Origin of the sequence: Bradyrhizobium sp. CCBAU 45384, from assembly GCF_028128665.1 — a bacterium.
Taxonomy (GTDB): Bacteria; Pseudomonadota; Alphaproteobacteria; order Rhizobiales; family Xanthobacteraceae; genus Bradyrhizobium; species Bradyrhizobium manausense.
Genome location: NZ_LBIZ01000118.1, coordinates 328,087 through 346,304, shown reverse-complemented (window position 1 = coordinate 346,304; position 18,218 = coordinate 328,087). Strand labels below are relative to the sequence as shown.

The window sequence follows — 18,218 nt, the reverse complement described above, 5'->3', positions numbered from 1 at the left end:
ATTTTCATCACACAATACCAGCAAAACCCAACAGTCCGCCCGCGAGCAGAAGCCACAGCGGATTGACGCGCGAGACGGAGGCGATCACCGCAATTGTCGCGGTCAGAAGCAGCGCAGCAATGCTGCGATCGATCGCCTGTGCGAGGATCAAGGCACTTGCCGCCATCAATCCGATCGACAGTGGAACCAGGGCAGCCTGGATCAGCGCCGGCCAGTGCGATTGGCTCGGCCGGTTCAGCAGCCGGGCGACACAGTAGGCAAGCAGGGCGGTCGGCAGGCACATCGCCAGTGTCGCGGCCAGCGCGCCTGGAATGCCGGCAACGGCATAGCCGATCAGCGTGACGATCAGCACGTTTGGACCCGGCGAAAGCTGCGCGATCGCATAGGCGTCCGCGAACTGCTTCTCGGTCATCCAGTGATGCACATCGACAGCGATGCGGTGCATCTCGGGCACTGCGGCAGCAGCGCCGCCGACCGCGAATAGAGACATCAGTCCAAAGGTGGAGATCAGCGCCCAGATCGGGTTCTGGCTGCTCATGCTGCTGCCTTCCGTCGCATCACATAGGTAGCCGCGATGCTGAACGGAATCGCGATGAGCAACACCGCCTGCAAGGGCCAGCGAAACACGCCAATGGCTGTGAACACGCCAAGCATCATGATGAGCACGACGACGTCCATCCGCTTGAGCAGCGGCGTCATCATCCTGAAGACCACGGCGATCAGCAGGCCGACCGCGGCGCAGGAGATGCCCGCGAGACTACGACGCAGCACCTCCGCATCGCCGAACCTGAAGTAGATGATCGCAAGCACCGTCATGATCAGCGTCGGCGGCAATAGCAGGCCGGTGAAGGCCGCGACACCGCCGGCGATGCCACGCAGCCGCGATCCGAACACCATCGACAGATTGACGATGTTGGGCCCAGGCAGGAAATGGCAGAGCGCGAAGGTCTCGTTGAACTCGTCCGCGGTCATCCAGCGGTGCTGGTCGACGATGGCGTGCCGGGCGAATACCAGGACGCCGCCGAACCCGGCCAGCGACATCCGGCCAAAGGCCAGGAACAGCGCTATCAGGCCGGGCGGAGGGACGTGAAAGGCGGGATGATCCGACGCTTGGGCGGCCGGCGCTGAATCCGTGGACATGTCAGGAGCTTAGAACGCGAGCCGGAGGGCGGCCAAGATCAGCTCCGGCCCATCTCGGACCTATCCAAAGGGAACCCGCCTTTCCGCTCGAAACCCCTGTTTTTTGAAACCTTTGCCCCCTATATTGGGAGTGCCGGTTCGCCGGCTATGGAAATAAACGGTCGTCGCAATAAACCATTCGGACCCGGGGGCGGTACCCGGCGCCTCCACCAAAGCCCACCAGCGGGCATACCCGAAAGCGGGCTTTGGCGGGGGCGAAATAGGATCGACGAGGGCGTAAAGGGCGTACTTTTTCCCGGTATTGTTCCGCCGTTATCGGGCTACTGCAATAGTTGCCAACGACAACTTTGCTCCGGTTGCTCAGGCTGCGTAACGCAGTTTGAAAGACCAACTTAAAGTCCTAACGGGTTAAGCTCCGTTAGGCGGGGTTCGGAGGCACCTGGCAACAGAAGCCTCCACTTAGCTCTGATTTCCTTCCCGGCGGGGACTCCTGCTGACCCGTCAGGCGCGGTACTATTGCGGCTTGGCGAGTCGGGGCCGACGGGGCCCGTCTGCTGGAATGCAACAGGACCACCATGGCGACCGATCACATCCGATACGACGTGCTGGCGAGCGAGGCGATGCGCGGCGTGGTCAAGAAAGTGCTGACTGACGCTGCGGCCCACGGCCTGCCGGGTGAGCATCATTTCTTCATCACCTTCGTATCGAAGGCTGAGGGCGTGAAGCTGTCGAGCCGGTTGCTGGCGCAATATCCGGAAGAGATGACGATCATCCTGCAGCACCAGTTCTGGGACCTGACCGTGCTCGAGGACCGTTTCGAGGTCGGCCTGTCCTTCGGCGGCATTCCGGAGCGGCTGGTGGTGCCGTTCAGCGCCATCAAGAGCTTCCTCGACCCGTCCGTGAAGTTCGGCCTTCAGTTCGAAACCTCCGACGCCGAAGTGGCGGGCGAGAATTTGCCGGCCGCCCCTGCCCCGTCGGCTGTGCCGATGCCCGCGCCTGCCATTGAGCCGACAGAGACCGCGGAAGAGCCGAGCCCGCCGAACCCAGGCGGCGCCGAAGTCGTGCGGCTCGATCGTTTCCGCAAGAAATGATCTAGGCTGGCCGCGAGACCGTCGCGTCTGGCCAAACTCCCTATATAGAAGAGCACATGAAGAGGCCGTGCGGCACCTCGCGCGGCGGAATGGATGTGCCCATGGCCAAAGCTGCGAAGACCGCTCGCCCCGCGACCCGCATCGAGACCGACAGTTTCGGTCCCATCGAGGTGCCCGCCGATCGTTATTGGGGGGCGCAGACCGAACGCTCGCGGCAGAATTTCCGCATCGGCATCGATCGCATGCCGATTTCGCTGGTCCATGCGCTCGGCATCGTCAAGCTTGCGGCGGCACAGTCCAACCTCGAGCTCGGCCTGCTCGACAAGCGCAGAGCCGGCGCCATCATCCGTGCCGCACACGAGGTGATCGAGGGCAAGCTCGACGATCATTTCCCGCTGGTGGTGTGGCAGACCGGCTCGGGCACCCAGAGCAACATGAACCTCAACGAGGTCATCGCCAACCGCGCCAACGAAATTCTGGGCAGCGAGCTTGGTGCCAAGAAGCCGGTGCATCCCAACGACCACGTCAATATGAGCCAGTCGTCGAACGACTCCTTCCCGACTGCGATGCATATTGCCGCGGCAAGCCGCATCAATGCCGATCTCGTCCCTGCCCTCGGCGAACTGCACCGCGCGCTGCGCAAGAAGGAGAAGGAGTTCGCCAGGATCGTGAAGATCGGCCGCACCCACACCCAGGATGCGACGCCGCTCACGCTCGGCCAGGAATTTTCCGGCTATGCCGCCCAGGTCGAAAGCGGCATCGCGCGGCTGAAGGTCGCAGTCAGGGATCTCTATCCGCTGGCGCAGGGCGGCACGGCCGTCGGGACCGGCCTCAACTCGAAGCCGCGCTTTGCAAAGCTGTTTGCAAAGCACGTTGCCGCGATCACGAAGCTCCCCTTCACCAGCGCCGCCAACAAGTTCGAGGCGCTCGCGTCCAACGACGCCTATGTGCTGGCGCACGGCGCCATCAATTCGGTCGCCACAGGCCTGTTCAAGATCGCCAACGACATCCGCCTGCTCGGCTCTGGCCCGCGCTCGGGGTTAGGCGAACTGATCCTGCCGGAGAACGAGCCGGGCTCATCGATCATGCCGGGCAAGGTCAATCCGACGCAATGCGAGGCGATGACCATGGTGTGCTGCCAGGTGTTCGGCAATCACACAACGATCACACTCGCCGGCAGCCAGGGACATTTCGAGCTCAACGTCTACAAGCCCGTACTCGCCTACAACATGCTGCACTCGATCCGCCTGATGGCCGACGCGGCGCGCTCCTTCACCGAACATTGTGTCAGCGGCATCCGCGCGGACGAAAAGCACATCAAGGAGTTGATGGAGCGCTCGTTGATGCTGGTGACCGCGCTCGCGCCGAAGATCGGCTACGACAACGCCGCCAAGGTCGCCAAGACTGCACATGCCAACGGCACCACGCTGAAGGAAGAGGCGCTGCGGCTCGGCTTCGTCTCGGCCGACGAATTCGACCGCCTGGTGCAGCCGGACAAGATGACGCGGCCAGGATGAATTCCGAATTCCGATAGCCATCCGTAGTGATACGGAGCCCTAAAAGCTCATAATTATAAGGTTTAAAGGACAGGATTTGATTACCGTCAATGTGGCGGCCGGGACGCGTGTTACGGAAGGCCCCCTCCGCTCCTTGACGGGGCGAAATTCATCGTTTGATGGCCTCGAGGCCGATTGACGAGGACGAGCGAATGACGACGATCAAGTCTTGTTGGGCGCGACGCTGCGCCTTGCTTCTGAATGTAACATCCTGCCCGAAAAGGATCGGGTGATGGAGACGCGGCATGGGGAACGTCATCAACCTGAATCGTTTCAGGAAGCGCGCCGAGCGGGAAGCCTCGGCGAAGCAGGCGGACGCCAACCGAACGAAGTTCGGCCGCACGAAGGCCGAGCGATCGGCGGAGGCGAAGCAGGCGGACCAGGCGAAGGCGCATCTGGACCAGCACCGGATCGATCGCGAGGAGCAGCCATGAAGTCGCCCGTGGTGAAGCGTTCGATCGTGGTCGCCGGCCACAAGACCAGCGTCAGCCTGGAAGAGGCGTTCTGGAACGGCATGAAGGAGATCTCGGGCCTGCGCAACATGACGCTGTCCGAGCTCGTCGGAGAAATCGACGGCGCCCGCCAGCAGGGCAACCTGTCCTCGGCGATCCGCCTGTTCGTGCTCGACTACTTCAAGAGCCGCGCCATGCAGCCGGACAAGGTCCCGGCGCAATAGCGACCGCCTGGCCGCGCTTTTCGTGATCTGCACTTTAAAATCCCTCTAAGGTGCAGTTTCCACGGGCGTGCGCGCTTGACCTGCATGCCCTGCGTTGAAAATACAGGGCATGACCGACACTCATGATATGCGCCGCGAGATGCCGCTGGGCCTGGCCCAGCGCGGCTACACCGGCGTCATTCAGCACCTCGCCGCCAAGGAGGCGGGTTCGGCTCTCTCGGATATCGAGCTCGAGAGCCGGCTGATCGAGCTGGGCTTCGTCGAGGGCGCCCGGGTCGAGGTCCTGCATGAGGGGCTGGTCGGGCGCGACCCGATCGCCGTGCGTGTCGACAACATCACCATCGCGGTGCGCCGCCGTGAGGCCATGGCCATCATCGTCGCTTAAGTCACGCGACCGGAAATCCGATTCCATGGAATTACCCCTTCTGCATCTCGCCCTGGTGGGCACGCCAAACAGCGGCAAGACCTCGCTGTTCAATGCGCTGACCGGCAGCCGGCAGAAGGTCGCGAACTATCCGGGCGTCACCGTCGAGCGCAAGGAAGGTTTTTTCGTCACGCCGCTGGGGCGCCAGGTCTCGATCGTGGACCTGCCCGGCACCTATTCCTTGCGCGGCCGCAGCCCGGACGAGGAGATCACCCGCGACTTCGTGCTGGGCAAGGCTTCCGGCGAGATCGTGCCCGACCTCGTGCTGTGCGTTGCGGACTCCACCAACCTGCGCCTGACCATTCGCCTGCTGCTCGAGCTGAAGCGCACCGGCCGGCCGCTGGTGCTGGTGCTCAACATGTTCGACATTGCGAGCCGCCGCGGCATCTCGGTCGACGTCGTCAGGCTCGCCAAGGAGCTCGGCGTGCCCGTGGTCACCTCGATCGCGGTGCGCAAGGGCGGCACCGCCGACCTCTTGAAGCTGACCGACGAGATAACCGCCAGGCTCGCCGCCGAACCGCAGGAAAACAGCTGGCGCGCACTCAGCGTCTCCGAGCTGCGCGCGACCCAGCGCGAGGCCGACCGCATCATCTCGGACTGCGTCAGCCTGCCTGCAAGACCCGACACCTTGACCGCGCGGATCGATGCGATCGTGCTGCATCCGGTCGGCGGCCTGATCGTGCTGGCGCTGATCCTGTTCGTGATGTTCCAGGCCGTGTTCGCCTGGGCGCAGCCGGCGATGGACCTGCTCAAGTCCGGCTTCGACGCGCTCGGGGCGTTCGTGCAGGCCACCCTGCCCGACGGCCTGCTGCAGAGCTTCCTGCAGAATGGCGTGATCGCGGGCGTCGGCAGCGTGATCGTGTTCCTGCCGCAGATCATCCTCATCTTCCTGTTCATCCTGCTGCTGGAAGATTTCGGCTACATGGCGCGCGCGGCGTTCCTGATGGACCGCATCATGGGCGGCGCGGGCCTGCACGGCCGCGCCTTCATTCCGCTCCTGTCGAGCTTTGCCTGCGCCATTCCCGGCATCATGGCGACGCGCGTCATCGACAACAAGCGCGACCGGCTGACCACGATCCTGATCGCGCCGCTGATGACCTGCTCGGCACGCATCCCGGTCTACACGCTGATCATCTCGGCGTTCATTCCGGCGAGGGACGTCTGGGGCTTCATCAACCTGCAGGGCCTCGTGATGTTCGGACTCTATGCCGCCGGCATCACCAGCGCGCTTGTCGTCTCGTTCCTGATCAAATTCTTCATGCTGCGCGACTATGCGCCGGCGCCGTTCATGCTGGAGCTGCCGGACTACAAGGTGCCCAGGCTGAAATCGATCGCCATCGGCATCTTCACCCGCGCAAAAATGTTCCTGCAGCGCGCCGGCACCACGATCTTCTCGATGATGGTGCTGATCTGGTTCCTGGCCTCGTTCCCGCAGCCGCCGGCGGGCGCGACCGAGCCCGCGATCAATTTCAGCCTCGCTGCCATCATCGGCAAGGCGATCGAACCGCTGCTCGCGCCGGTCGGCTTCAACTGGCAGATCGCGGTCGCACTGATCCCGGGCATGGCGGCGCGCGAGGTCGCGGTCGCTGCGCTCGGCACCGTCTATGCGATCGAAGGCGGCAAGGAGGCGGCCGAGCAGATCGGCCAGGTGCTGGCGAGCAAATGGTCGCTCGCCACCGCGCTGTCGATGCTCGCCTGGTACATCTTCGCCCCGCAATGCGCCTCCACGCTCGCCGTCATCAGGCGCGAGACCGGAAGCTGGACCTGGATGGCGGCGACCTTCGGCTACATGCTGGTGCTGGCCTATGCGGCGAGCCTTCTGACCTACAATGTCGCGGTCGCGCTGGGCGCCGGCTAGCGCCCCACAAACCAAAACTCGAAAACAACCCCATGCACAGTGGACGGGGTTGTGAAATCGATGGCTTGAGCGCGCAGAAAAACCCCCCCCCCCCCCCCCCGGATGGAGCCAACGGGTCGCGCGAATGCGCGCCCCGTTGGCTCCATCCGGGCTACGAACTATGCACTTCTGAAAATCCGTTGACCCGTCGGGCAAAACACTGGCATGATGCCATCATCCCCGACAAGCATCTGCTTCCATGAATAGCTACAGCACGACGTGGCTGCTCGTCGAGCGCCTGCGCGACGACCACCTCGACTCTCGTCGCGCTGCATCCCGACCCCGACGTCTCCCGCTATCTCCAAGACTTCCAAAGCGGCTTGTGTGCAATTGTGAACCGACCCTGCCTGGGCTGTTCGCGTCCTATTGTGCCGGGATCGGATGAGGGGCCGCCGGGAACTCGATCGCTGCTAGCGAGTTCCTATTGCGCACCTTTTTTCCTGACTCGCCTCGTGGAGGCTCGGGGCAATAGCGGCCTTTCCAGAGCGTATAGAGGTTTCAATTGACCGGTTCGTCCAATGCTGCTCCAGGCAGCAATCCCTCGGATTTGCCGCGAATTTCGACCGGCAGCGAGGGCCTGGATAACATCCTCGGCGGCGGGTTCGACGCCAACCGGATGTATCTGTATGAGGGACGGCCCGGGACCGGCAAGACGACGATCGCGCTTCAGTTCCTTCTGCGCGGCGTGCGGGATGGCGAGCGCGTGCTATACATTTCGCTCTCCGAAACCAAACGTGAACTGACTGTCGTCGCGCAGCGACACGGATGGACGCTGGAGGGCGTCGACATCTTCGAGCTCGTCCCACCGGAAACGACGCTTGATCCGGACCGCGAGCTCACCGTGTTTCATCCGGCCGAGGTGGAGCTGAGCGAGACCACCGGCCTGATCTTCAAGGAGGTCGAGCGGATCAACCCGACCCGCGTGGTGCTCGACAGCCTGTCCGAGCTTCGCCTCTTGGCCCAGAATCCGCTGCGCTACAGGCGTCAGGTGCTGGCTTTGAAGCACTTCTTCACCAACCGCAACTGCACCGTCATCCTGCTCGACGACCTGTCGTCCGCTCAAGACGATTTGCAACTGCATTCGATCGCGCACGGGGTCGTGATGCTCGAGCAGCTCGCAATCGATTACGGCGCGGAGCGGCGCCGGCTTCGCGTCATCAAGATGCGCGGCATCCGCTTTCGCGGCGGCTATCACGACTTCATCATCGAACAGGGCGGCCTGACCATCTTTCCCCGGCTCGTGGCGGCCGAACATCACAGATCATTCACCGGAGATTTCACCCCGAGCGGCAACGCAGAGCTCGATCAGCTTCTGGGCGGCGGTCTGGAGCGCGGCACCAACGCCCTTCTCATTGGCTCGGCGGGCGTGGGTAAATCGTCGGTGGCTCTCACCTATGCGATCGCGGCGGCGGATCGCGGCGAGCACGCCGTGTTCTTTGCGTTCGACGAGGGCCGCGGCACTGTCGAAGCGCGCGCCAGGACGCTGGGGCTGAATCTCGACAAGCATATCGATTCAGGCAAGATCCGCTTCCAGCAAGTCGATCCGGCCGAGCTCTCGCCCGGCGAGTTCGCCGCCAATGTGAGGGACAGCGTCGAGCGTGACAATGCCCGAATCGTCGTCATCGACAGCCTGAACGGCTATCTGAACGCGATGCCGGACGAACGCTTTCTCATCCTGCAAATGCACGAGCTTCTCAGCTACCTCGCCCAGCAAGGCGTGTTGACCATCCTGATCCTTGCCCAGCATGGCTTGATGGGCCCGACCGACACAAGCCTCGACATCAGCTATTTGAGCGATGCGGTGCTGATGCTGCGCTATTTCGAAGTCGCCGGTACGGTACGGCGCGCTCTATCGGTCGTCAAAAAACGCAGCGGCGACCACGAGCACACCATCCGCGAATTCCGGCTTACCAGCAGCGGCATCAAGCTCGGCCCGCCCCTCAAGGACTTCAGCGGCATCTTTTCCGGCACGCCGCGTTATACCGGTCCGGCGATGTCCGAAGAGACCGCTGAATGAGCGCCGCGCCGGATCAGCGGATTCTCGTCTTTGCTCCGATCGGGCGCGACGGGCCTGCATCGGTCGAGCTGTTCCGCAGCGCGAACCTGGAGGCAGTCAACTGCCGGAACCTGGCCGAACTCGTCAGCGAGATGGCGCTCGGGGTCGGCGCCGTCTTCGTGGCCGAGGAAGCCCTGTTCGGCAAGGACACGGTGCCGCTGGCACAATGGATCGCTAGCCAGCCGCCCTGGTCGGATCTGCCCTTCGTCGTCCTGACCAGTCACCGTGAACAGCCGGCGGTGATGGCGTGGCGCCGCAGCCTTGTCTCGCTGCTTCGCAACGTTTCGCTGCTCGAACGACCGCTGCAGCCGATGACGCTGACGAGCGCCGTTCAGTCGGCGTTGCGCGCCCGCCGGCGCCAATATGAGGTCCGGGCCCTGCTGGCCGCGCGCGAGCAGACCGCGCAGCAGCTCGAGAAACTCGTGGTCGAGAGGACGCGCGCGCTGGCGGAGGCAAATGAGCAGTTACGCCTTGAAATGAACGAGCGCGCCCGGGTCGAGGAGACGCTTCGCCAGGCCCAGAAGATCGAAGCCATCGGCCAGTTGACTGGCGGGGTGGCGCATGACTTCAACAATCTGCTGATGGTCATTTCCGGGGGCCTCGACATGCTCGATCGCCAGGCTGATCCGGACCGCAGGCGCCGCCTGATGGATGGAATGGTTCAGGCGGCGCAGCGCGGGGCCAGCCTGACCCGGCAGCTTCTTGCCTTCTCTCGCCGGCAGACACTCCGGCCAGAGCCGGTCGATGTTGCTGCGCAGATGGGCGGCATGCGCGAATTGCTCGATCGGAGCCTGCGAGGCGACGTCCACGTCGAGTTCGATTTTCCGGACACGCTCTGGCCTGTTGAGGTCGATCCCGGCGAGCTCGAGCTCGTGATCCTCAACCTCGCCGTCAACGCCCGTGACGCCATGCCCAATGGCGGCACGATCGTCGTGCGCGGGGAAAACCTTCCCGATCTGAAGGACGAGCAGATCGTGGGAGACTTTGTGCGGTTGTCCGTCATCGACACCGGTGTCGGCATGGGGCCGGAAATCCTGTCGCGCGTTTTCGAGCCGTTCTTCACGACCAAGGAGGTCGGAAAGGGCTCGGGGCTCGGCCTCGCCCAGGTCCACGGATTTGCGACACAGTCGCGGGGGACGGTCCGCATACGCTCGGAGGTCGGCAAAGGCACCAGCATCGAACTCTACCTGCCGCGATCGCACAACGTTCCCTCCCGAGAGCTGCACCTCGTGGATCTGAACATGGTGCGGCCGACAAGAAGCACCCACGGCCGCATTCTGCTGGTCGAAGACGACGACGAGGTCGCCGCACTGGTGAGCGAGATGCTCGCACAGCTCGGCTACGAGGTCACCCACGCAGCGAGCGGCGCCGCCGCGCTCGGCGCTCTCGCCGACGGCCGAACGGTCGACCTCGTCTTTTCCGACATCATGATGCCCGGCGGCATGAATGGCGTGGAGCTCGCCCGCGAAATCAGACGACGGCGAAGCGACATACCCGTGCTCCTGACCAGCGGATACTCCGAGGCCGCAGTTCACGACGCCGAATTGGCGGGAATCCAGATCCTGCCCAAGCCCTACCACATCGAGGAACTGGCCGCAGCGCTGAAAGCGGTGACGTCAGACCTCGGGCGCGAAATGGACACCAAGCGCTCCAACCGATGCTGATTTCGCTCGGCTTCTCATCGAGAGGGCAATCATCGACGTTCAGGGCCGCGGTTGCACGTCAATAACCGGATCATGCTCTAAGCCTCGGCAGCGCGTGACGCGCTTGCCGCTGTTTTCGGCAAAAAAAGGCCCCGGACATGCCGGGGCCGAGGTCACTGGGAAGCCGCAAGCTCAATAGCGGGCGGTGACCGGCGCATTGTAGCCACCGAAGCGGTAGTTCACCCGAAGCGTGACCATATCGACATCCTGCTTGACGCCGTCGCCAAGGAGCGTGACCCCTCCAGGAGTGACGAAGCCGGCGAAGGTGGTGTTGTCACGCCCCATCCAGAGATGATCGTATTCGATACCGAACGACCAGTTCGGCGCGAAGCCATATTCCCATCCAATACCAGCCGTACCGCCCCAGCGCGTGTGGCCTGCGGAGGCCAGCCCGACACCGGTGACGTTGTTGAAGACGTCAAAGCGGTTGTGCGTCACGGCGGCGCCGCCCTTGACGTAGAACAATGACGCGTTCCACGCCCAGCCGAGTTGGGCCGTGAACAGGCCGATACCATCGGTTTTGCCCGTGGTGGAGACCAGTGGATCGATCAGGGTCACCCGCGTATGCTTGAGGTCGGCCCAATCGCCCTGTGCTTCGAGGCCGAACACAAATTGATTGGTCTGCCATCGATACCCGATCTGCCCACCCAAAACGCCACCGGAGCGATCAGCGCAACCACCTGCAACTGTTCCCGCGGGCGTCAGGAAATCGACGCAATTGTGGCTCTGCCCCCAGCCACCATTGGCGCCGATGTAAAATCCGCTCCAGTTGTAGATTGCCGCCACCGGTGCCGGCGGCGGCGCCTTGACAGCCATGTCGGCCGCCATGGCCGGAGCTGCCAGGCTCAGCGTCGCGACGCTGATCGCCGCCATTGAGAGCTTTTTCATCGTTTCGTCCCCTTTTTCTCAATTCTCGATCGTTCAAAAAAAACCGGCCCTTATGCAGGTTGGCGTGCATAAGTTCCACGAACATCCTGAAGTTTAAGCGCGAGGGGTGTTTTGGCCCGTATCAAAATGGCAACACCCAAGCGATATCGAAGTGCACGATACCGTGCTTACTCGTTTTGCAGGATTCCTGCCGACGGGGCACCATCGCTGTCATCGGCGAGCCATGCCTGGATGTCGGACGCGGGAATGAGCCGTCTGGGAACGTGGGGATTGATCGTTCCCGCAAACACGGCGAGCCCCTGATCAAACTTTTCGCGCGCGAACTGCTTGGCCTCATCCTCGGTTGCAAATGTCCTTGTCTCGCGCGGACTCCGCTGCCTCGGCAAAAGTCCGCTCTTTCGATTTTCAAAGGTGACGTACCAGATCGGATTCATTGCACCCATCGATTGTCACCCGCCCCAGCGGTGGTTGTCATATGGCCGTGATCTTCGCGATTGATCCAGATCAACCCCGCGCTTGACTGTCTGACGCGGGCAATCGACACGTTGGTCGTCATGGATCGTTTCAGCACCGACAGATTGACCGCCGAGAAACTGCGCGAGGGCCACCTCGCCGACCTCGTCGCACTCCATCTCGATCCTGATGTCTCCCGCTATCTCGGCGGCGTGCGTTCCGCCGAGGTCACGAAGGCCTACGTTGCGACCAACGTGGCGCATTGGGACCGGCACGGCTTCGGGCTGTGGACGCTACGCACCAAGGACGGCGCATTCGCCGGGCGGGCGGGCATCAGGCACATTCCCGTCGACGGCGTCGACGAGATCGAGATTGCCTACACGTTCAGGCGCGAGCTCTGGGGCCAGGGGCTCGCGAGCGAGATCGCGACCGCGCTGACCGACATCGGGCTGTCACAACTGAAGCTGCCGTCCCTGATCGGTCTCGTCTCCCTCGAGCACGGCGTCTCGCGGCGCGTGCTGGAGAAGGCAGGCTATGCACTGGAGAAACACACGACGCATCGTGGCGAGGACGTCGTGATCTATCGCATCAGGCGATGACGCCTGACATGCCCGCGGCTCACAGCCTCGTGAGCGCCGCAACCAGGTGTTCGGGATGAAACGGCTTTTCCAGCAACAGGCTGTTGGGCACGCCTTGTGACTTCCACAATGCAGCACCCGCGCCGCCGGTGATGTACACGACCGGAAGGGCCGGATGCTTTTCCCGCATTCTCCGCGCGAGATCCCAACCATTGAGCTTGCCGCTGAGATAGACGTCGGTCACCAGCGCCTTGTGACGCTTGCCGCGCGCGAGGAACACCGTCATCGCCTCTTCGCCGGACGAAAGGATGTCGGAGGCAAAGCCTGCATCCGCCAGCACGCTCTCGAGCACGCCCTGCAGCGGATATTCGTCCTCCACGATCAGGATCGAAGGCGGTTCCGACATGTTGGACCTTTGGCTCACGCGATACAAATGTTCCAGTTCATCCGCAACGCAACATATGTTTTTGGCTTTCTGACGATGGCGTGCGTGAAACCTGAACACCCATTCAAGAAAGTTTCTTGTCAGTTCCTGCAACAGGCGGCGGCGGCATCCGTTGACGAACCGACGATGCAGAAGGAGGAGGAACAGATGAGGAAGCTGACTTACGCTCTTGCGGCAGTTGCGACACTCGCAATCGGTGCCCCCACCATCGCCAATGCGGCCGGCTTCGGCGTCTATGTCGGCGGCGACCGCGATGACTATTACGGCCCGCGTGCCCGCATCTACGAGCACGATCGCGGCTGGCATCATGGCTGGTACCACCATGATCGCGACTACGATCGCGGCGTCGTGATCCGCCGTCACCACTGGGACGACGATTAGTTCGTGCCAGCATCGTGAAACAAGGAGGCCTCGCTTCGGCGGGGCCTTTTTGTGATGCTACGGACTGCCATCCTTCGCACCGCGTCCGCCCTTGGCGTCAAAGCGTCACGCGCTCGTTCGGGCAAGGCCGCTGCGTCGCGTGGATAGGAGCTTGAACGTAGCGGTTCTTTCCAGCACGAGATTGCGATACGCGTCTGCATCAAGATTGCGATCGACGACAGCCGAAAGACCGCGCGAAACTGGGAGGAGGAGATCGCCATCGAATTGTCCGCGCATGGCGCCGATCGTGGCGGCATCCGCGCCCTGCGCGCCCAACCCGGGTGCAAGTATGATCGATCGCGGCATGAGCTGCCGCAACCGCCTGCCCTCATGAACTGCCGTTGCACCAATAACCGCGCCAATCGCGCTCAGACGTTGCGCACCCTCCAGCGGAGGCCCAATATTGGCGATCAAGTCTGCAACATGTTCAGAGATCAGCCTGTTCCCTGCCACCTTGTCTTGAAGCCAACCTGCGCCCGGATTTGATGTTCTGCAGAGAACAAACAGACCCTTACCGTAGCTACGCGAGCAATCGACGAAAGGCTCCAGCGTATCCGGGCCCATGAATGGAGCGACTGTCAGGCAATCGACTTCGAAGTCGCCGCTGCCACCGGCCGAGGCCGGGGTGAGATAGGCCCGGGCGTAGGCCGCTGCAGTCGATCCGATGTCACCTCGCTTGGCATCGAGAATGACCGCCATCCCGTTGGCCTTCGCCTGTGCAATGCCGGCCGATAGTGCCGTCAGGCCCCTTAGTCCGCAGGCTTCAAAATATGCGGACTGAAACTTTACAAAGCCCACCTGGCCCTTGAGTAGCTCAAGCATGAATGTGACGTAGTCTTCAATCCATGAGCCGTCTCCTCTGTGATCGAAAAAGGCAGGAAGCTCAGGCAGGTATGGATCGATGCCCGCCACCAGCTCGCCAAACTCGGTGGCATTCCTCTCGACGAGGTCGATCCAAGAGAGAGTGGTCATCGCTAGCTCTCCAACGGCATCAGGAAGTTTCGGTCGAACCAAGGCCAAGCCGGCACTCCAACGCCAATCGCTATAAATCTCCGACGCGTCATGCTGTCCTCAGTTCGTCGGATGGGTGAGTTTGTAGGATGGGGTGAACCCTTGCGAAACCCATCACGCTGCAACACACTCGTATGCAATGATGGGTTTCGCAAGAGCTAGGCGCTAGCGAAAGCAGCGCGTTCGACTATGGCTCAACGCCCACCTTTCGGAGCCGCTTTGCCCCGATGAAGGTTCGGTACTCCGCAAGCTCGAGGAATTGGGCCACCGGCCAGATCACCGGTGCTGACTGCTTTTTGCTGAGATGAATGGCACGATCCTCACCGAGATGAAGTGCGACATGCGCTCCCCAAGGGTTTTTGGTCCGATTGAAAAGCAGAAGATCGAGCGGCCTCAACTCATCTGAGACGACATAGGTCTCGTTGCCGTCCTCCCACAGGTTGCTCGACCGAAATGGACTTATTTCAAATCCGAAGTGCTTGAGCAGAGCGTAGGCAAAATTCTGGCAATTTGGGCTTTCGAATAGGCTTGGCAGCGTCGGCGTGTTCGGATCGTGGTTTGGATCGTATCTAAGGTGCCAGAAGTGCTCGGGTATCATGTCCGCCGCGATGCTCCTGATCATTCTGAAAACCTGCCCGTCCGCGAAGATCTGACTCCGGAGTCCACTGTACTGAAACAAACAAGGGATGTCGCTATGGCGAGAGACCGCCGAAACCGGCAAGAAGTCCCTCGCAGCCGAGGGCCGTCGCATACGGGCTCCTTGCGCGACCTGCACGCACGCCTCGTCCTTCGAGACGACCGCTTCCAGCGGTCTCCTCAGGATGAGGCTAAACAGCAAGCCTGTGACAATCCCACTCTGATTTGAATGGCTTTCGCGCGACCGGCTGTCTATGGTCTGACCATGTCACGCCTTCTCTGTCTATTTGTTGCTGCCATCCTGTCGCTGCTATCGGCCGTTGCGCCTGCCGAGGCCGTCGCGAAAAAGCCCAAGCAAGCCTGGCACGGCTACGGCTTCCTGCCGGGCTATCGCCAGCCGCTGAGCAACACCCAGCCGATCTTCATGCAGAAGAACGGCTTTCGTCGTTACGCGCGCGAAAACCAGCGCCCCTGGTACATCGATCCGGTGCCGGCCTATTACCGTTTCTTCGACGGCGAATGGCACTATTTCGGCCGGCCCGGCTTTGGCAGCTCTCGCTACAATGGCGGCAGTTTCGGTCCGTGCTGGACTCGGACGCCGATCGGCGCGATCTGGAATTGCGGCTGAGCCGGACGTCCATAAGCAGAAGTGCGATCTCAAGCAGTGAGGCAGCCCTTGCGCTCCCCTCACTGAAGCGGATGGCTGATGGCCCAGACATAGGCCGCGACCGCATCGACGTCATCCGGCTTGAGGTCACCGTCCATGCCCGGCACCACGGCCATGTTGTGCAGGATCGTGCGCTTTAGCTCACGGACGCTGCCGTCGCTCCAGACGAACATGCCGGCGGTCAGATCATTGCCGTTGGGCGTTCCCTTGCCGTCGATGCCGTGACAAACACTGCATTGCCCATTCGCGGCCTCGCCGTGGAACACGCGGTCGCCCAACACGATGTGGTCCCGCGTATATCCCGGCGGCACCGGCAACTCGGAGGCCGAGGGCCGTATCTGCTCCCTGAACATGCTGAGCGGCGGTGTGACAAGCCTGAATTCATCCGACTCCGCCGCGGATGCGTCGGGCGCAGCGAGAAGCATCGCGCAGGCCACTGCGGGGACCGTGAAATAGATTGCCACCACTCGCCTCCCGGATTTGTCCGAACCAGTCCGCAACGCAGAGAGATCAGCGGGCAACCGCACTCCCGAGCGAGCCCGCCGCCGATGCCACTCCTATTCAAGCATGATGACGGTCGGCTTTCGGGGCGATGGCTTCTGCCCATGCGCCTCGGACGAATTCGCCATGAGATCCAGCAGGTCCAGGAACAGATCGAAGATCATGAGTGGCAGATAGAGCATGGCCATCTCCCGTTTCCAGCAAGCCCCGCAAACCCAACCGGCATGACGCTGGCGCACCACGATTCGCGCGATGCCTCGCCATGCTGCGAATGCAGAAGCGACGCGGTGCTATTCAGACGAAGGATTCAGGCAGGGTAAATGGGACCAAGGTAGGAGGCGTGACCAGAAGATCGTAGGGTGGGCAAAGGCACACTTGCGCCGTGCCCACGAATCCGGCGCTACGATAGAAAGCGTGGGCACGCTTCGCTTTGCCCACCCTACGATAGCTCGCGCGACTGTGAGGGGTGAGCTTGACGTCGTTACCTGAAATACCCGACCACGAGATCGGTATCCGCACTGGCGGCGACCGTGCCGTTCAGCTCGGCGTCGATGACGCGGCGGCAGGCTTCGATCGCGGCGTGGTCGCCCAGATCGTTGGCGGCTTCCAGCACGAGCCATGCGGCGTCGACCGTGGCCTTCTCCGGAGCTGCCCCGCCCGTCTCGGCGGGAAGCGGCTTGGCGAGGCTCTTGTTCTTGCGAATCGCGGTGCCGAATTGAGGCAACATTGCAAATACTCCCTCGATATCCCGCTCAGTGGACCTGGAGCTCGGGCTGACGACCCGTGGCGGGATCGGCGCCGGCGCTGTTCTTGCGCGACTGGTAGAATTTCAGAATGCTGCGCGAGGTCTCGATCTTGAGCCGGCTGAAATCGCGCTCATTGTCGTGGAGCTCGCGCGCCGTGATCAGGTGATCCTTGGCGCCGAGGAAGAGCAGCGACATCGTCGTGTCCCAGGAGAAGTCGAGCGCCTTGCACAGCACCAGGATCATCTCGCGGTTACGATCCATCAGCGCACGCTCGATCACATCGACCGGCAGCGAGGACAGCAGCGACAGGCCGATCTGGACCTCGTCGAAGCGATGCTGGCGCGCATAGTTCGAGATCGAGACCTGGTTCAGGTTGCCCTGCCGGTACTGCGTCGTCACCACGCGCTTGGCGACGAAATAGCTGCGCGAGGACGGGCCGAACTTCGACTGCAGGTCGCCGGTGACCTCGGTCACCGAGCTCTGGATCTGCGACATCATCTCCGGGCGCTCGGTCTCGAGGCGGCGACGGACGTCCTCCGACGCCTTGGAGATGAGCTGCTGGAAGACGTGGCGCGGCACGTCCTTGCGCAGGCCAAGTTGTTCGGCAAGAATCGAATCTCCCTCGGCGCGGCGGACCATGTGCAGCAGGCCCGAGCCGGAGAAGCGCGCCCCCTCATTCCTGGCGACCGAGGTGACAACCTCCTGGTTACCACGCTTGACGAGAACGTCGGTCACGGCCTCGCCGATCGTCTCGCGCTGGGAGATCGCGAGCAGATGCGCCTGGCCCTTGGTCATGGCGCTCTCGACCAGCACCTTCTCGCCGATCCTGACGGAGTCGCGCAGCACGGGGCCGGCGACCGCGATCTCGTCGTCGAGCGCGAGCTTCTCGATGACGTTGAGCGGCGCGTGATCGCAGCCTGCCATCAATTCGGAGAGCTGCGCCCGCGCGGCGACCTCGATCTCGTCGGCAAGCCGGCCGATGACCTCGCCGAACATGCTGATCTCGTCGTCGACGTAGCGACCGGTGATCAGAAGATCAGTCGCATGCCACAACGCCTTCGCCCGGCTCTCGTCCGTGCCGCGCGCGATTGCGTCGTCCAGATCCTGTAGAAGCGTTTTCGCCCCATCCATCGCGATAACCCCAGTTCTTGGTCCAGTTGCTGGCGAGCCATCCTGCCGATGCGGGCAGGACGCCGGATTCCTCTGGGGACCAACACTAGGGAACAAACGCGAGAATCCAGTAAAACCGTCACATCAGTTTTGCCGACGAAAATTCATTCAAATGCGAGGGATTGCGGTGACCACGGGGTAAGGCCGGCGTTTGTCGCGC

Annotated in this window: 22 protein-coding genes and 1 other RNA gene; 12 read left to right on the top strand and 11 right to left on the bottom strand. The window is 62.5% G+C overall.

Annotated elements, in window-relative coordinates:
• Nucleotides 1–7: 7 nt before the first annotated feature.
• Both XH80_RS35410 and XH80_RS35405 read right to left on the bottom strand, forming a co-directional pair.
• Nucleotides 8–538, bottom strand: a complete 531-nt coding sequence (locus tag XH80_RS35410; RefSeq protein WP_271602605.1) for a chromate transporter — start codon at nt 536–538, stop codon at nt 8–10.
• On the bottom strand, nt 535–1,140 hold the full coding sequence (locus XH80_RS35405) for a chromate transporter (protein ID WP_271602604.1): 606 nt from the start codon (nt 1,138–1,140) through the stop codon (nt 535–537). The genes XH80_RS35410 and XH80_RS35405 overlap by 4 nt, the downstream gene beginning before the upstream one ends.
• A gap of 93 nt (nt 1,141–1,233) precedes the next feature.
• Here XH80_RS35405 and ssrA point away from each other — a divergent pair.
• The 9 genes from ssrA (at nt 1,234) to XH80_RS35360 (ending at nt 10,504) form a co-directional block, all read left to right on the top strand.
• Nucleotides 1,234–1,600: a transfer-messenger RNA gene (ssrA, locus tag XH80_RS35400) on the top strand.
• 115 nt (nt 1,601–1,715) lie between these two features.
• A complete protein-coding gene (locus XH80_RS35395) occupies nt 1,716–2,231 on the top strand; it encodes an SspB family protein (RefSeq protein ID WP_271602603.1) in 516 nt (171 codons plus the stop codon).
• An 89-nt stretch (nt 2,232–2,320) separates the two neighbouring features.
• Complete coding sequence (gene fumC / locus XH80_RS35390; RefSeq protein WP_271602791.1) at nt 2,321–3,748, top strand: class II fumarate hydratase; 1,428 nt, start codon at nt 2,321–2,323, stop codon at nt 3,746–3,748.
• 284 nt (nt 3,749–4,032) lie between these two features.
• A complete protein-coding gene (locus XH80_RS35385; RefSeq protein WP_220006107.1) occupies nt 4,033–4,221 on the top strand; it encodes a DUF4169 family protein in 189 nt (62 codons plus the stop codon).
• Entirely contained in the window at nt 4,218–4,463 is a 246-nt protein-coding gene (locus XH80_RS35380; protein ID WP_057747235.1) for a ribbon-helix-helix domain-containing protein, read from the top strand. The genes XH80_RS35385 and XH80_RS35380 overlap by 4 nt, the downstream gene beginning before the upstream one ends.
• Before the next feature lie 109 nt (nt 4,464–4,572).
• Nucleotides 4,573–4,848 (top strand): FeoA family protein, encoded by a 276-nt coding sequence (locus tag XH80_RS35375; RefSeq protein ID WP_237866121.1) that lies wholly within the window; start codon nt 4,573–4,575, stop codon nt 4,846–4,848.
• A gap of 25 nt (nt 4,849–4,873) precedes the next feature.
• Nucleotides 4,874–6,745: a ferrous iron transporter B gene (gene feoB / locus XH80_RS35370; RefSeq protein ID WP_271602602.1), complete on the top strand. Its 1,872-nt coding sequence runs from the start codon at nt 4,874–4,876 to the stop codon at nt 6,743–6,745.
• A gap of 541 nt (nt 6,746–7,286) precedes the next feature.
• Nucleotides 7,287–8,801 (top strand): ATPase domain-containing protein, encoded by a 1,515-nt coding sequence (locus XH80_RS35365; RefSeq protein WP_271602601.1) that lies wholly within the window; start codon nt 7,287–7,289, stop codon nt 8,799–8,801.
• Nucleotides 8,798–10,504, top strand: coding sequence for a response regulator (locus XH80_RS35360; RefSeq protein WP_271602600.1), 1,707 nt, complete (start codon nt 8,798–8,800; stop codon nt 10,502–10,504). The genes XH80_RS35365 and XH80_RS35360 overlap by 4 nt, the downstream gene beginning before the upstream one ends.
• Nucleotides 10,505–10,675: 171 nt before the next feature.
• Here XH80_RS35360 and XH80_RS35355 read toward each other — a convergent pair whose 3' ends face one another.
• Both XH80_RS35355 and XH80_RS35350 read right to left on the bottom strand, forming a co-directional pair.
• Entirely contained in the window at nt 10,676–11,431 is a 756-nt protein-coding gene (locus XH80_RS35355; protein WP_271602599.1) for an outer membrane protein, read from the bottom strand.
• A 167-nt stretch (nt 11,432–11,598) separates the two neighbouring features.
• Nucleotides 11,599–11,865, bottom strand: coding sequence for a hypothetical protein (locus tag XH80_RS35350; protein WP_271602598.1), 267 nt, complete (start codon nt 11,863–11,865; stop codon nt 11,599–11,601).
• A 120-nt stretch (nt 11,866–11,985) separates the two neighbouring features.
• Here XH80_RS35350 and XH80_RS35345 point away from each other — a divergent pair, with 120 nt between their 5' ends.
• Complete coding sequence (locus XH80_RS35345; RefSeq protein ID WP_271602597.1) at nt 11,986–12,483, top strand: GNAT family N-acetyltransferase; 498 nt, start codon at nt 11,986–11,988, stop codon at nt 12,481–12,483.
• Nucleotides 12,484–12,502: 19 nt separating this feature from the next.
• On the opposite strand, the gene XH80_RS35340 is transcribed toward XH80_RS35345, so the two are convergent.
• Nucleotides 12,503–12,868, bottom strand: a complete 366-nt coding sequence (locus XH80_RS35340; protein ID WP_271602596.1) for a response regulator — start codon at nt 12,866–12,868, stop codon at nt 12,503–12,505.
• Nucleotides 12,869–12,895: 27 nt separating this feature from the next.
• On the opposite strand from XH80_RS35340, the gene XH80_RS43780 reads away from it, so the two are divergent.
• Nucleotides 12,896–13,288 (top strand): hypothetical protein, encoded by a 393-nt coding sequence (locus tag XH80_RS43780; protein ID WP_333931513.1) that lies wholly within the window; start codon nt 12,896–12,898, stop codon nt 13,286–13,288.
• A gap of 105 nt (nt 13,289–13,393) precedes the next feature.
• Here the strand turns inward: XH80_RS43780 and pyrF are convergent, their stop codons facing one another.
• A complete protein-coding gene (pyrF, locus tag XH80_RS35330; RefSeq protein ID WP_271602595.1) occupies nt 13,394–14,299 on the bottom strand; it encodes an orotidine-5'-phosphate decarboxylase in 906 nt (301 codons plus the stop codon).
• 226 nt (nt 14,300–14,525) lie between these two features.
• Complete coding sequence (locus XH80_RS35325) at nt 14,526–14,960, bottom strand: NlpC/P60 family protein (RefSeq protein ID WP_271602594.1); 435 nt, start codon at nt 14,958–14,960, stop codon at nt 14,526–14,528.
• Between the two features lie 279 nt (nt 14,961–15,239).
• Here XH80_RS35325 and XH80_RS35320 point away from each other — a divergent pair, with 279 nt between their 5' ends.
• Complete coding sequence (locus tag XH80_RS35320) at nt 15,240–15,602, top strand: hypothetical protein (RefSeq protein ID WP_271602593.1); 363 nt, start codon at nt 15,240–15,242, stop codon at nt 15,600–15,602.
• A gap of 59 nt (nt 15,603–15,661) precedes the next feature.
• On the opposite strand, the gene XH80_RS35315 is transcribed toward XH80_RS35320, so the two are convergent.
• From XH80_RS35315 to XH80_RS35300, 4 genes are all read right to left on the bottom strand, one after another.
• Nucleotides 15,662–16,105 carry a c-type cytochrome gene (locus tag XH80_RS35315; protein WP_271602592.1) on the bottom strand — a complete coding sequence of 148 codons (444 nt, stop codon included), beginning with the start codon at nt 16,103–16,105 and terminating at the stop codon, nt 15,662–15,664.
• Between the two features lie 93 nt (nt 16,106–16,198).
• Nucleotides 16,199–16,324: a hypothetical protein gene (locus XH80_RS35310; RefSeq protein ID WP_271602591.1), complete on the bottom strand. Its 126-nt coding sequence runs from the start codon at nt 16,322–16,324 to the stop codon at nt 16,199–16,201.
• 299 nt (nt 16,325–16,623) lie between these two features.
• Nucleotides 16,624–16,869: a hypothetical protein gene (locus XH80_RS35305; RefSeq protein WP_271602590.1), complete on the bottom strand. Its 246-nt coding sequence runs from the start codon at nt 16,867–16,869 to the stop codon at nt 16,624–16,626.
• 25 nt (nt 16,870–16,894) lie between these two features.
• Complete coding sequence (locus XH80_RS35300) at nt 16,895–18,019, bottom strand: DUF2336 domain-containing protein (protein WP_057747227.1); 1,125 nt, start codon at nt 18,017–18,019, stop codon at nt 16,895–16,897.
• Between the last annotated feature and the right edge of the window lie 199 nt (nt 18,020–18,218).

Bases quoted from the DNA above. Each gene is read 5' to 3' on its own strand.
- XH80_RS35410 (WP_271602605.1), bottom strand. From the start codon at position 538: ATGAGCAGCCAGAACCCGATCTGGGCGCTGATCTCCACCTTTGGACTG.
- XH80_RS35405 (WP_271602604.1), bottom strand. From the start codon at position 1,140: ATGTCCACGGATTCAGCGCCGGCCGCCCAAGCGTCGGATCATCCCGCC.
- XH80_RS35395 (WP_271602603.1), top strand. From the start codon at position 1,716: ATGGCGACCGATCACATCCGATACGACGTGCTGGCGAGCGAGGCGATG.
- fumC (WP_271602791.1), top strand. From the start codon at position 2,321: ATGGATGTGCCCATGGCCAAAGCTGCGAAGACCGCTCGCCCCGCGACC.
- XH80_RS35385 (WP_220006107.1), top strand. From the start codon at position 4,033: ATGGGGAACGTCATCAACCTGAATCGTTTCAGGAAGCGCGCCGAGCGG.
- XH80_RS35380 (WP_057747235.1), top strand. From the start codon at position 4,218: ATGAAGTCGCCCGTGGTGAAGCGTTCGATCGTGGTCGCCGGCCACAAG.
- XH80_RS35375 (WP_237866121.1), top strand. From the start codon at position 4,573: ATGACCGACACTCATGATATGCGCCGCGAGATGCCGCTGGGCCTGGCC.
- feoB (WP_271602602.1), top strand. From the start codon at position 4,874: ATGGAATTACCCCTTCTGCATCTCGCCCTGGTGGGCACGCCAAACAGC.
- XH80_RS35360 (WP_271602600.1), top strand. From the start codon at position 8,798: ATGAGCGCCGCGCCGGATCAGCGGATTCTCGTCTTTGCTCCGATCGGG.
- XH80_RS35355 (WP_271602599.1), bottom strand. From the start codon at position 11,431: ATGAAAAAGCTCTCAATGGCGGCGATCAGCGTCGCGACGCTGAGCCTG.
- XH80_RS35350 (WP_271602598.1), bottom strand. From the start codon at position 11,865: ATGAATCCGATCTGGTACGTCACCTTTGAAAATCGAAAGAGCGGACTT.
- XH80_RS35345 (WP_271602597.1), top strand. From the start codon at position 11,986: ATGGATCGTTTCAGCACCGACAGATTGACCGCCGAGAAACTGCGCGAG.
- XH80_RS35340 (WP_271602596.1), bottom strand. From the start codon at position 12,868: ATGTCGGAACCGCCTTCGATCCTGATCGTGGAGGACGAATATCCGCTG.
- XH80_RS43780 (WP_333931513.1), top strand. From the start codon at position 12,896: ATGTTCCAGTTCATCCGCAACGCAACATATGTTTTTGGCTTTCTGACG.
- pyrF (WP_271602595.1), bottom strand. From the start codon at position 14,299: ATGACCACTCTCTCTTGGATCGACCTCGTCGAGAGGAATGCCACCGAG.
- XH80_RS35325 (WP_271602594.1), bottom strand. From the start codon at position 14,960: ATGATCAGGAGCATCGCGGCGGACATGATACCCGAGCACTTCTGGCAC.
- XH80_RS35320 (WP_271602593.1), top strand. From the start codon at position 15,240: ATGTCACGCCTTCTCTGTCTATTTGTTGCTGCCATCCTGTCGCTGCTA.
- XH80_RS35310 (WP_271602591.1), bottom strand. From the start codon at position 16,324: ATGCTCTATCTGCCACTCATGATCTTCGATCTGTTCCTGGACCTGCTG.
- XH80_RS35305 (WP_271602590.1), bottom strand. From the start codon at position 16,869: ATGTTGCCTCAATTCGGCACCGCGATTCGCAAGAACAAGAGCCTCGCC.
- XH80_RS35300 (WP_057747227.1), bottom strand. From the start codon at position 18,019: ATGGATGGGGCGAAAACGCTTCTACAGGATCTGGACGACGCAATCGCG.